This is a genomic window from Undibacterium sp. GW821-FHT07F11 (genome assembly GCF_059418665.1).
Genome location: NZ_JBWKQH010000012.1, coordinates 140,873 through 153,114 on the forward strand (window position 1 = coordinate 140,873; position 12,242 = coordinate 153,114).

General features: G+C 52.9%; 14 protein-coding genes. 11 read left to right on the plus strand and 3 right to left on the minus strand.

The features are described from left to right. The first annotated feature begins 103 nt into the window (after positions 1 to 103). The 3 genes from AC07OI_RS26630 (at position 104) to AC07OI_RS26640 (ending at position 2,154) form a co-directional block, all read left to right on the plus strand. Entirely contained in the window at positions 104 to 868 is a 765-nt protein-coding gene (locus tag AC07OI_RS26630) for an SDR family oxidoreductase (RefSeq protein ID WP_495259270.1), read from the plus strand. Between the two features lie 32 nt (positions 869 to 900). Then, positions 901 to 1,113: a tautomerase family protein gene (locus AC07OI_RS26635; protein WP_495259271.1), complete on the plus strand. Its 213-nt coding sequence runs from the start codon at positions 901 to 903 to the stop codon at positions 1,111 to 1,113. 336 nt (positions 1,114 to 1,449) lie between these two features. Then, a complete protein-coding gene (locus AC07OI_RS26640; RefSeq protein WP_492705529.1) occupies positions 1,450 to 2,154 on the plus strand; it encodes a glutamine amidotransferase in 705 nt (234 codons plus the stop codon). A gap of 47 nt (positions 2,155 to 2,201) precedes the next feature. Here AC07OI_RS26640 and AC07OI_RS26645 read toward each other — a convergent pair whose 3' ends face one another. Then, entirely contained in the window at positions 2,202 to 3,104 is a 903-nt protein-coding gene (locus tag AC07OI_RS26645) for a LysR family transcriptional regulator (RefSeq protein WP_495259272.1), read from the minus strand. A 134-nt stretch (positions 3,105 to 3,238) separates the two neighbouring features. On the opposite strand from AC07OI_RS26645, the gene AC07OI_RS26650 reads away from it, so the two are divergent. Both AC07OI_RS26650 and AC07OI_RS26655 read left to right on the plus strand, forming a co-directional pair. Beyond that, entirely contained in the window at positions 3,239 to 4,102 is an 864-nt protein-coding gene (locus AC07OI_RS26650; RefSeq protein WP_492705532.1) for an MBL fold metallo-hydrolase, read from the plus strand. 84 nt (positions 4,103 to 4,186) lie between these two features. Next, positions 4,187 to 4,585 carry a nuclear transport factor 2 family protein gene (locus AC07OI_RS26655; protein WP_492705533.1) on the plus strand — a complete coding sequence of 133 codons (399 nt, stop codon included), beginning with the start codon at positions 4,187 to 4,189 and terminating at the stop codon, positions 4,583 to 4,585. A gap of 11 nt (positions 4,586 to 4,596) precedes the next feature. Here the strand turns inward: AC07OI_RS26655 and AC07OI_RS26660 are convergent, their stop codons facing one another. Further along, entirely contained in the window at positions 4,597 to 5,463 is an 867-nt protein-coding gene (locus tag AC07OI_RS26660) for a LysR family transcriptional regulator (RefSeq protein WP_492705535.1), read from the minus strand. Between the two features lie 96 nt (positions 5,464 to 5,559). Between AC07OI_RS26660 and AC07OI_RS26665 the strand changes: the two genes are divergently transcribed. After that, on the plus strand, positions 5,560 to 6,483 hold the full coding sequence (locus AC07OI_RS26665) for a DMT family transporter (RefSeq protein ID WP_495259273.1): 924 nt from the start codon (positions 5,560 to 5,562) through the stop codon (positions 6,481 to 6,483). A 10-nt stretch (positions 6,484 to 6,493) separates the two neighbouring features. On the opposite strand, the gene AC07OI_RS26670 is transcribed toward AC07OI_RS26665, so the two are convergent. Beyond that, complete coding sequence (locus AC07OI_RS26670; RefSeq protein WP_492705543.1) at positions 6,494 to 7,222, minus strand: metallophosphoesterase family protein; 729 nt, start codon at positions 7,220 to 7,222, stop codon at positions 6,494 to 6,496. 138 nt (positions 7,223 to 7,360) lie between these two features. On the opposite strand from AC07OI_RS26670, the gene AC07OI_RS26675 reads away from it, so the two are divergent. From AC07OI_RS26675 to AC07OI_RS26695, 5 genes are all read left to right on the plus strand, one after another. Next, entirely contained in the window at positions 7,361 to 7,954 is a 594-nt protein-coding gene (locus AC07OI_RS26675; protein ID WP_492705545.1) for a hypothetical protein, read from the plus strand. 257 nt (positions 7,955 to 8,211) lie between these two features. Next, the gene (locus tag AC07OI_RS26680) at positions 8,212 to 9,054 is read left to right on the plus strand and encodes a hypothetical protein (protein WP_495259274.1); all 843 of its coding nucleotides are present in this window, start codon (positions 8,212 to 8,214) and stop codon (positions 9,052 to 9,054) included. A 96-nt stretch (positions 9,055 to 9,150) separates the two neighbouring features. Further along, positions 9,151 to 10,833: a serine hydrolase gene (locus AC07OI_RS26685; RefSeq protein ID WP_495259275.1), complete on the plus strand. Its 1,683-nt coding sequence runs from the start codon at positions 9,151 to 9,153 to the stop codon at positions 10,831 to 10,833. 162 nt (positions 10,834 to 10,995) lie between these two features. Beyond that, positions 10,996 to 11,580 (plus strand): metal-dependent hydrolase, encoded by a 585-nt coding sequence (locus AC07OI_RS26690; RefSeq protein ID WP_495259276.1) that lies wholly within the window; start codon positions 10,996 to 10,998, stop codon positions 11,578 to 11,580. 96 nt (positions 11,581 to 11,676) lie between these two features. After that, positions 11,677 to 12,222, plus strand: a complete 546-nt coding sequence (locus AC07OI_RS26695; RefSeq protein ID WP_495259277.1) for a hypothetical protein — start codon at positions 11,677 to 11,679, stop codon at positions 12,220 to 12,222. The last annotated feature ends 20 nt before the right edge of the window (positions 12,223 to 12,242 follow it).

Consider the following 12,242-nt stretch of genomic DNA (forward strand, 5'->3'; position numbering starts at 1 on the left):
ATTATGTTCTGAGTTTATCAGTATTTATCTTGTTGGGTTGAATGGTTAAAGTGTGTTCCAGACAGGCGAGCTAGCCTGGACTAACTGGATCAAGGAGAGAATCATGAACAAAGAAATAAATAAGGAAGCAACCAAGGGAGCAACCAAGACAGCCATCGTCACCGGTGGTTCACGCGGCATAGGCCAGGCCATATCCCTGCGTCTGGCAGCGGATGGTTTTGCTATCGTCGTCAATTACGCTGGCAATGCTGCCAAGGCGCAAGAAACCGTCAGCGCCATACAGGCAGCCGGGGGCAAGGCGATAGCGGTGCAGGGCGATATCAGCCAGCCCGAAGACGTGACGCAATTGTTTGCCAGGGCGAAAGAAGTATTTGGGCGCGTAGACGTGGTCGTCAACAGTGCTGGCAGTATGACCATGACTACCATCAATGGCAGCAACCTGGATGCGTTTGACAAAGTCATCGCCACTAATTTGCGCGGCGCGTTTTTAGTGCTGGCGCAGGCGGCACAGCACATAGAAAAAGGCGGCCGTATCATCGCCTTGTCCACCAGCGTGATTGCCAAATCCTTTCCTGCCTATGGCCCCTATATCGCCAGCAAGGCAGGTGTCGAAGGTCTGGTACATGTACTGGCCAATGAATTGCGCGGGCGTGACATTACCGTTAACGCAGTGGCTCCTGGCCCGGTCGGCACGGAATTGTTCTTCAATGGCAAGACCGAAGAGCAGGTCAGCAACATCGCCAAGATGGCACCGATGGAACGCATAGGCACCCCGGCCGAAATTGCCTCTGCCGTCGCCTTTCTGGCCGGGCCCGATGGTGCCTGGGTAAATTCACAAGTATTGCGTGTTAACGGCGGCTTCGCTTAAACAATAGTCACTTATTTTTAAAGGAAAAAATCATGCCATTTGCTAATTTTAAATTCCCTGAAGGCATCATCGATGCCAGCCGCAAAGAAGAAATCATCCACCGCACCACCGCCATGTTTGTCGAGTATTTCGGCGAAGGCGTACGGCCTTACTCCATGGTGTTGGTGGAAGAGGTGGCCGATGGTGGCTGGGGCCGGGCGGACGAGACCTTGACACTGGAGAAGATGGGGATGAAGGGAAAGTGAAGGGGGAACTGTAGGTTGGGCTACGCTTCATCAGCCCAACACTCGGCCTCAACCAAGGTATACATCATTTAAGCGCCCAGTGTTGGGCTGGTAAAGCGTAGCCCAACCTACAACGCATAGCCTAACGAGGCCCGGCCCAACCTGCGAAATTTCTCTCATCCCGACGCATCAATATGACACAGCGCATTTTGAATTTACCAAATTCAAGACTATATTGTTTATTGGACTTACACTAACTTGTCCATACAGGTGTCCACAGCGCAAGTATCAGGTGGCGCTAAAATGGGAGCTGCACCAGCAGGAACAATGTAAGCAAGGTCATATTGAGGAGCCAGCATGAAAACCGCCCTGATCATCCACCATGTCGCTTTTGAAGATGCAGGCAGTTTTCTTGCCCTGCTGAAAGAGCAGGATTTTGCCATCCAGGAAGTCAATGCCTGCACCCAGGGCTGGGCCGCGCTGGATCCGTTGGCGGCCGATGTTTGCATCGTGCTGGGCGGACCCATCGGAGCCTATGAAGATGACAATTACCCCTTCTTGCTGCAAGAGGTGTATTTCTTGCAGCAACGCCTGCATGCAGACTTGCCCACGCTGGGTATTTGTCTGGGGGCGCAAATCATGGCGCGTGCGCTCGGTGCCAGTGTCTATCCTGCGGCTGACAAAGAGATAGGCTGGTTGCCGCTCAAGATGACGAACGAGGGCAAGGACACACCAGTGCGGCATTTTGATGCAAGGCATTGCAATATGTTCCACTGGCATGGCGATACCTTTGATTTGCCGCAGGGCGCGCAATTGCTGGCATCGAGTGAGGCTTGCCAGAACCAGGCATATAGCTGGGGCAAGCATGGGCTGGCATTTCAATGCCACCCTGAAGTCACGGCATCAGGGCTGGAGGCCTGGTATGTTGGTCATGCCTATGAAATGGCACATGAGAATTTATCGGTAACACAGATGCGCCAGCAGGCCGCTGCCCATGCGCTGGACCTGGCACATCAGGCACGCTTGTTTTTTACCGAATGGCTGAGAGTATGCGGAGTGTGATGCTGATTTAAGAAACGTCATAGCGCAAGTCTTTGTCGTTCAGTTACTCACCACGGTTGGCTGGAAAATTCCTCCACCAAAAAATCCAGCAAGGCACGCACTGCAGGCGACAAGTGGCGGCGTGATGGGAAGAGGGCGTAGATGGTCATGGGCGGTGCCGTCCATTCCGGCAAGATGATTTGCAAATCACCCTTGTCCAGATGATCACCCATGAGATAAGTCGGCAACAGGGTAATGCCTGAGCCGGCCAGCACAGCCTGCAATAACACGGTTGCGTCGTTAGCACTGAAGTGGCTGGCGATATCGATTTGCACTCTCTCATCCCCACGCTCATTCCCACGCACAAAGCGCCAGGTATTGCGGCCATAATTGGCATGACTTAAACAGCGGTGCGTGGGCAAGTCTTGTGGATGCTGCGGCAAACCCGCCTGCCGCACATAGGCAGGCGCAGCCACCAATACCGAATCACAAATCGCCAGTGGCCGCGCGATCAAGAGCGGGTCAGGTTCGCTGCTGATGCGTATCGCCAGGTCTATGCGCGCTTCGACCAGGTTGACGGTGCCATCACCGACATGCAAATCTATCTTCAGCAATGGGTGCAATGCCAGGAACTTGCTGATGACACGCGCCAGGTGACCAAAGGCAAACGAGGTACTGCAAGTCAGGCGTAATTGCCCGCGCAATTCTGCGTCATCGCTGCGGGTTTCTTCTTCAATATTCTCCATCAGCGCCAGCATTTGTTGGCTGCGGCGCAGGCATTGTTCACCCGCATCAGTCAGCGTCACGCTGCGTGTGGTTCTTTGTAGCAGGCGGGCATTGAGCCAGCTTTCCAGCTCACTGACATAGCGCGTCACCATGGCACGCGACATGTCCAGCTTGTCTGCCGTGGCACTAAAGCTGCCACTGGTCGCCACCTCGCAAAACACTCGCATTGCTGTCAGTCTGTCCATGATTTATATGCCATTTGCCCGAATATTGAAACAGTTATGTGCATTTTAGCTGGTTTATCTGACTAAAAAATGAAATTACACTGCAAGCACTGAATCAATACAGATTCAAAACCCCTTAAAATCTGGAGCCCACCATGCTGCGCACTACCATCCTGGCCACTACCCTCGCTGTCACTTTCGCCTCTGCCGAGGCAGCAACGCCCTTGCAAGTCAAAGTCTATAACGCTGACGGCAACAGCTTTAACGTTAATTCCACCCTGGTTTACGGCGAAAAAGAAGCCATGGTCATCGATGCCGGTTTCACCCGCGCCGATGCCTTGCGTATTGCCGCCAATGTGCTCGATAGCGGCAAGCAACTCAAAACCATACTCGTCAGCCAGGCTGACCCTGATTATTACTTCGGTGTAGAAACCCTCAAAGAAATCTTCCCGCAAGCCGATGTTGTCGCCACTCCAGCCGTGCTGGAAAAACTGACAGCCAAAGTCGCAGGCAAAGTCGCCTTCTGGGGCCCAAAAATGGGTGCGAATGCACCACGCACACCGGTCTTGCCGAAGGCTCTGAGCGGCAATAGCTTGACCGTTGATGGTCAAGTGGTCGAATTACGCGGCAACCAGGGCCTGCTGGCACACCGCCCTTATTTCTGGATACCCTCCATCAAAGCCATCGTCGGTAACATAGGCGTATTTGGTAACCTGCATGTGTGGACAGCAGACACCCAAACCGCAGCAGAACGCAGCGCCTGGGTAGCGCAACTCGATGAGATGGCGGCCCTGCAACCTAAAATCGTCGTGCCTGGTCATATGAAGTCTGGTACTGCGGTTGATATCAGCGCAATCACTTATACCAAGGCTTATCTGCTGTCGTTTGAGAAAAATGCAGCGGCCACCAAGACAGGTGCAGAGCTGATTGATGCCATGAAAAAAGCCTATCCTGATGCGCCACCTGGCTTGTCCCTGGATATCGGTGCCAAGGTAAATAAGGGCGAGATGAAGTGGTGAGTTTGTTTATTTAATTCACTAGACAGTCTCTAAGCATGGCGAACGATGGTTCGCCATGTTGCTACCTGCGAAGCGTAAAAAAATATGAGTAACCTCGATATCATCAAAAGCACATACGAAGGCAAGAGCTCGGAAGAAAACGGCAAGAACCTCCAGCACTATCTGGCTGCGGACGCCCGTTGGACAGAAGCAAAAGGCTTCCCCTATGCGGGAACTTACACAGGCTTTGCCGACATAGAAAAAAATGTCTTCTACCGTCTCGCCTCAGAATGGCTAGACTACAAATTCACAGTAGAAGATTATGTCGCCAGCGGTGACAAGGTGGTGGCCTATGGTACGTACAGCGGCATGCACAAGGCGAGCCAGAAATCCTTCACAGCCAGAGTCGCCCATCTATGGCAATTAAAGGATGACAAGATCATTCGCTTTGAGCAGTTTGTTGATAGTCTCACCGTTGTCGCGGCAATGACTTCGCAGCAATGACTTAGCACGCACTACACTCCACGCTTTGCGCTCAATGCCTGCATAATCTCATTCGCCAGACACTCCGCCGCAGGCGAATTATTTTTTCGCCCCTTGATGAGTACAATATCCAGCGGCGCTATGGGTTTCAGACCTTCCGCCTTGCCCAGTCGCACCAGATGCGCGGGCACGCTGCATTCAGCCAGGGCCGCAATCGCCAGGCCTGCTTCCACCATCGCCAGTATGCCCAGCAGGCTGGGACTGCTATAGGTTGAGTAATAGGGGCGGGTGCTTTTTTCCAGCGCGGCCAGGGTATGTTCGCGGGCGACGCAACCTTTTTCATATAAGGCTACCGGTAGCGGATTTTTCTTCCATGCGGCATGTTTTTCTGCAGCCACCCAGACCATGGATTCACGGCGTATGAAGGCCCCATCCAGATCTTCATCGCGGGTGACAAAAGCCAGGTCGATCACACCTTTCTTCAACAAGGGTTTCAGCAAGACACTCTGCAGGCACACCAGTTCTATTTCAACACCGGTGAACCTTTTTGAAAACCTCTCCAGCACGGCTGGCAGTAACGAGGACACATAATCATCAGGGGAACCCAGCACCACCTTGCCCACTACTTCTTGCGTGCGCAAGGCGCTTAGTGCGGCCTGTTCTGTCTGCAATAGCTGGCGCGCATAGGGCAGCAGGGTTTCACCTGCCAGCGTCAGGACTATGCGCCGGGTATGCCGTTCAAACAGGGGCTGGCCCAGGCTGGCTTCAAGTTTGCTGATCTGCATGCTGACTGCCGCCTGTGATCTGTGCACAGCTTCTGCCGCGCTGACAAAGCTCAGGCGTTCTGCGGCCAGCACAAAGGTGCGCAATTGGCTAAGGTTTAATTCAGGGAAGCTCATGATTCATATTTTCGAAAGTATGACTTCAATTTAATCAGCTTGTCTGATGTATGGATAAAATCCATGATAGCGCAATAATCAACCAGAGAGCAAAACATGCTTGCATCACCAGTCACCGTTCCATATAGCCGCAGCGCCACACTGGCTTATATTGCCGCCATGCTGATGCTGGCGACGCTGGGTATTTTTATTCATGAAGCCGGTCTGGATGCGGTGACCACGGTGTTCTTCCGTTGCCTGTTTGCCGCCGTCGCGCTGGCACTGTATTGCGCTTATAAAGGCATGTTTGTCGCTGCCAATTTCTCGCGCAAGAATCTGGCGCTGGCAGTGCTTGGTGGCTTGCTCATGGTCTTGAACTGGGTCACTTTTTTTGCGGCGATACAGCGCATAGGCATTTCTGTTACCACCATCGTTTTTCATGTACAGCCGTTTATCGTTTTGTTGTTGGGGGCAGTGTTGTTCCGTGAAAAAATCGTTGCCAATAAACTGGCCTGGATATGCCTGGGCTTTGCGGGGTTGGTGCTGGCCTGCGGTTTGCAAGTGAGCGGAGTGAATATGAGTGGGCAATACCTGACAGGTTTGCTGCTGACACTGACAGGCGCATGCGCGTATGCAGGCGTCACCCTGACCACCCGCGCCATGCTCAGTATGCCGCCACATCTGATCGCATTCATCCATTGCCTGGTCGGTTTGCTCTTGCTGGCGGCCTTCATCAGCTTGCCAACCAATGGCATACAGATGCAGCAGTGGGCCTGGCTGGCCGGTTTGGGTTTGCTGCCCACGGCGCTGGCCTATGTATTGATCTACGGCGCACTACCAAAAATGCCAACCAGCGCCATTGCCGTACTGACCTTTATCTATCCGGCAACGGCGGTAGGTGTGGATTACCTGGTCTATGGGCAGCGTATCAGCCCGGTACAAATGGCTGGGCTGATGCTGATCGTGCTGGCCAGCCTGGGTGTTAATTTGAACTGGTCGTGGCATGCTGTCAGGCAGAGGCTGGCGGCTTCGGGAAATTAGCGCCTGTTCATTAACGCCGGTGCAACGTCGCCCAAGGCACTTCATGATCATGTTTGCCAGCGACAACGACATTGCCCTCGATATCCGTCACCCCGCATAAACCCACGCCATGGGCTGTGAAGCCCAGGCGTTCCTGGTGCTTGCTGTAATCAATGCGGTCGTGATGATGGCCGTGAAAAGTGCGGCCCACGCGCATGCTGCGTGCCAGTTCATCAATGGCGATGAAGCCATGCGGATGGGCACTGGGGGCCTCATGCGTGACCAGGATATCGGCACGCTGGCTGGCGAGATAATTATAGTCAGTCGGGAAGATGGAGCTGTAATGTTTGCGCGGCAAACCTTCGCGCCAGCGGTTCTCTTTGCCAGCCTTGAGCGTGTATTCCCTTTGTGTCTGAAACTTCCTGGCACCCGGTGGCATCCAGATATGGCCACGGAACACGCCACCCAGACCGGCGACTCGGTAACCGGCAATCTCTGCTACCCGCCCATGCAGATTGCGGCTGGCCAGGGCTGAGCCAAACAGATGGTCATAATCGGCATCAGTATCGGTGTCATGGTTGCCGTGGATGTACCACACTTCAGTCAGGTCAACGATGGCGGCCAGTTCCACTTCCAGCGGCTTGCGGGCTTGCAAATCACCCAAAAAAACAATGGCGGCAGGGCGCTTTTCCAGCACGGCGTCAATGACATGCTGGAAATTGCCGTGGGTGTCACCGCAAAAATAAATAGCTTGCATCATGGTGCATTAAAAATAGGCGCGCATGGAAGATGACGCCGCGTGAGTTCAGATGCAAAGAATATACCTGAGAAACAAATTCAAATAAGATGTAAGCCTTAAATATTTTTTGAAATATTCAACTTATAGAAAAAGGCATTTATGTTTTCATGGAAATGGCTGTTCGCAGCAATCATCCTGATCTTTGCTGTTCAACACTGGCGCAACCGGCCTTTGCCGGTGCCGCCGGGCAGTATTGCGCCCAATGATCCAGTTCAGACCACGTCCGGCTCAGGCAAGACTTACGATCAAAACAATTACCAGCTGACCGCGCTGGCAGACTTTACGGTAGAAGCGCGGGTATTGTCCAAACAGACGTATTCATCCGACCGCGAAGCTGAACTTGCCCCCGTTGACCTGGCCCTGGGCTGGGGTTCCATGTCAGATACGGCCGTGCTGAATCAGTTATCGATAGGGCAGAGCAACCGTTTCTATTTCTACCGCTGGGAAAAAGAACCGCCACGGCCACCGGCAGAAATTGCTACCCACAGTGCCAACATGCATCTGATTCCCACTACACCGGCGCTGGAAAAAATCATGAAAGACGTGCGCGTCGGCCAGGTCGTCAGGATACGCGGCCAGCTGGTTGAGGCCAAGGCCGCCGACGGCTGGCGCTGGCGCTCATCCCTGACCCGCGAAGATACCGGGGCAGGTGCCTGTGAATTGATCCGGGTAGAGGCGATCGAGGTAAAGTGAGTTGGTTATGTGTTGATAATGAGTAATAAATTTGCAAATTAGTACTGTCATGTAGCGCCTTGAGGATGATATTTCAGTACTTTGTCCAAAAATATGGCACCAATCACCAAAAGTGACGACACTTTGAAATACTGTTTTGCTTGCCCCTCCCTTCCTTGTTCAGTATCAAGGTTATATGGGATGGCAAGCATAGCCTGATGGGCAGGAGGTAATTTTATTCCTGCCCAGCAGAATAATAATTCAAGGAAATGCTCATTATGCCTGCTGCTTCTACGCTCGTTTTTACTTTTACTCCCACAAGATATATCGCTGCGCTGGCAATCATGCTGGCATCAGCAACCACGTTTTCTGGTCAGGCGCACGCCCAGACTCAGACAAATGCGCCAGCCAGCTCATCTGCAAATTCATCAGCAAGCTCACCTGCAAGTGCGTCCGCCAGCGCATCGGCAAGTGCTGCCGAAGAGCTGCAAAGTGTAGAAGTCAAAGCCATCCGGGACCCCGCCATCATGCCGTATAAAGTGGCGTATGAACTGATGTCCAAAGTGCGTACAGCAAGCAAGGACAAGGTACAGATATTGATACGCATCACCTCGACCAAAACCCATGCACCGGTACCCAACCTGAATATCTACCTTGACGGCAAAAACACCCATCAGCAACTGGAAATATCCGCAACCGGTTTCGTCAACGTACCACTGGATCAGGCCGCCTATGCCGATGGCGCAGAGTTCGTCACCAATCAGAAAAAAGGCTCGATGGAAGTCAATATCCTGCTCTTGCCCAAGCTGCCACAAGATGTCTTTAAATATGCCGACATCAGCGAGAGCATCGAAGCCGCGCAAATGGCCATCAAAGAACTCGTGCCCTGGTACTTGCGCCTGTTCATGCCATCGGTGAATGGCATAGGGATTTGTTATGCAGAGCAAAACCAGACTGTACTGGTGAAAGGCAATGAAGAACAACAACTGCCAGCAAATAGCGACGCTACTGATCCTCTTAAAAACAAAGTCCATTGCGCCAGATTTGCTGCCAAGGATGCCGCCAAAGAAAAAGGCAACCTGATCATGCCGGCGACTGGCTGGCAGGCGATTTATATGTAAAGTCTGGCAGCGCTGGAGTAACATGCTTTTTAGATAATTGCATGATGATTCGTGTAATATACCGCTGGTCATTCATTTAGCCTTTCGGGATTACAGATGAAAATATCCTCAGCCTTGCTCGCAGTTTGTGGCCTCCTCGTGCTGGGGCCAGTAGTTGCCGCAGAAGATGTCACTTCATCAGTACAAAAGACCGCCAGCGCCCGCGTCAGCAGTGGTGCTATTCCTGGCCTGGTGGTGGCAACCATCAACGGACAATCGCAAAAAGTGCAGGGCTTTGGCCTGGTCTCGAATGGTAAATCGCCAGCGCATCTGCCAGATGCCAATACCGTCTTTGAAATTGGTTCAATCAGCAAAACCTTTACCGCGTTACTGCTGGCAGACATGCAAGTGCGTGGCCAGGTCAAGCTTGATGATGCTGTGGCAACGCTGCTGCCGACATACACAATTCCGCAATACCAGGGCCGTGCCATTAGCTTGCTGGACCTGGCCAGCCAGACCTCAGCCTTGCCGCGTCTGCCCGCCAATTTCGCCCCCAGGCAAGCTGATAATCCCTATGCCGATTACACAGAAAATAATCTGCGCGACTTCTTGCGCGGCTATCAACTGACACGCGCACCTGGCGCAAAATATGAGTATTCAAACCTGGGATATGGTTTGCTCGGCCAGGCCTTGTCCATACGTGCAGACAAGTCTTATGCAGAACTGGTACAGGAGCGCATCGCCAAACCGCTAGGTATGGCCGACACCGGCATCGCCCTGACTGCCACCATGCAAAGCAATCTGGCGACAGGTCACGATGCGCAAGGAAAACCAGCCTCCAACTGGGACATGCCCACCCTGGCCGGTGCAGGTGCACTGTGTTCCAGCACACAGGACATGCTGCGCTATCTGCAGGCACACATGCGTAGTGCAGACGTGAAAACGCCCGCAGGTTTGCAACTGGTACAACAGCCACAACGTCCCACTGGCATGCCGGGTTTGCAGATAGGCCTGGCCTGGCATATACAAAGCGTGCGCGGCCAAACCGTGGTCTGGCATAACGGCATGACGGGCGGTTATGCATCCTTCATCGGCTTCACTGCTGATGGCCAGCGTGGTGTCGTGGTACTGGCAAATGCCAGTGTCAGCGTTGACGACATAGGCATGACAGCGTTGCTGCCAGCCGCATCAGCCACATCAGAGAGCGACACCAGCAAAGCCAAAGACATGCGCCTGACCAGCAAGGAAATGGCAGAATACACAGGCCGCTATCAACTCGCACCCGGTGCCATCCTCAGCATCAGCGCAGGGCCAGATGGTTTGCTGGCACAATTGACAGGGCAGTCACAGGCCGCAATTTTCTCGCGCAAGAAAGATGAATTCTTTTACAAAGTAGTCGAAGCCAGCCTGCAATTTGAACGCGACGCCAATGGCAAGATCAAGTCGTTGACACTGCATCAAAACGGCCACGCCTCACCCGCCCCACGCATAAGCGACACCGCACCCGAGGCCGCCAAACGTACAGAAATACAAATCCCGGCTGAACAACTCAAACAATATGCAGGCAGCTACACTCTGGCACCCGGCTTCAAACTCATCATCAGCGAACAGGCTGGACAACTGTATGCCCAGGCCACAGGCCAGGGCAGCAACCCTGTCTTTGCCGAGGCAAAAGATAAATTCTTTTTAAAAGTCGTCGATGCCCAACTGAGTTTCCAGCGCCAGGCAGATGGCAAGATCAGCGGCCTGGTTCTGCATCAAAATGGCCGCGACATGCCGGGGCCGCGTGATGCAGATTGATTCTGATTTACCTCATGCCTATTTTTTGAATTGACATTTTTTGGAAATTTGAAGTGTGAGCAATCCTCAGGAACTGGCACTTCACACTCAGCGCATACACACTTCACATTGCAAGGCTAAGCTGGCGCATCTTCACTAGCTGCCATTTGGCCACGTTCACCGATGTCTTCTTTGCTGGCCCATGTTGCCGCTGGCCTGACGCTGTATTATTGCCGCAAGGGTCAGCCGCCACGGCTGCATGTCAGCATGGCTTTGACAGTCTTGCTGGCGATTGCACCTGACTTTGATTATTTTGGTATCTGGTTTTTTCATTTGCGCTATGAACAGCGTTTCACGCATTCGCTGCTGTTTTGCCTGATGACAAGCGGTATGGCTTATTACCTTGTACGTCGCATGGGGTGGCAATCCTCTGCTGTGCCAGGTTTCTGGATATTGCTGCTGGCTGCATGCTCGCATCTCTTGCTTGATATGCTGGTGGGGCGGTCTTTGCCTTTGTTGTGGCCCTTCATGCCTGTCGAATTTTCTCTACGTCTGGTGTTGTTGCCAGGGGCATCGCACACCGGGCTGATCAGTTACGCGTTCTGGCGCAACCTGATCATGGAAGCATGCCTGCTCTTGCCCATGCTGGCGGCCATGGTGATGCTGGTGCGACGCCTGCCTGTGCGAGCGCACATGCCAGAAATCATACTGGTGCTGGCTATGTGGTCCGGGCTGGCTTTTGCTGGTGGCAAGCTGATCTGCAATTGATCGGCATCAGTTTCTTTAATGATTGATGAAGCTACGAATATGCCATTGATGTTTTTAAAACGTTGCACTTTCATATTGATCGCTTTGTTTTTGATCATGGGTCTTGTATGGCGCTACATCTGTATTCCGGACGAGTGCGGTCAGACCGATATCATGCGCGATGGTGTGGCGACCGGCCTGTTGAGAGCTGACGGTTCCCGCTTGCCTGGTGATGTCTTGCATAAAACTGGCTCGTCGCGCGAGAGTTACCGTATCTATAACCATACCCAGTTCCTTGATTGCAAGGGCGAGACTGATCTTAGCCTTGTCAGACGATACCTGTATATTGAATATAGAGACCCACGCCTGAGTAATGACCTGGGCAGTACAAGTCGCCATGACAGTGCTAATGTGCGGGCGTATGAAGCTGCGGGATTTCGCTTTGATCCTGTCACCAGCGGTTTTCAATGTGGCCAGGTACACCATGCCAGATGTTCAGGCTGGTATTTTTTCTATGGCTGGAAACCTGAGGATGTGCTGATCAATGCACCTGCATGGCTGCCCAGACCAGCACTGAATGCGGCATCATTTGCAGGGTTTTATGGCGAGGGGACGCTATTCAGGGGCAGTGAGCCTGATCAGTTTTATTGGGTGAGTTTTTAAATCAGTGTTTTCTACACGTC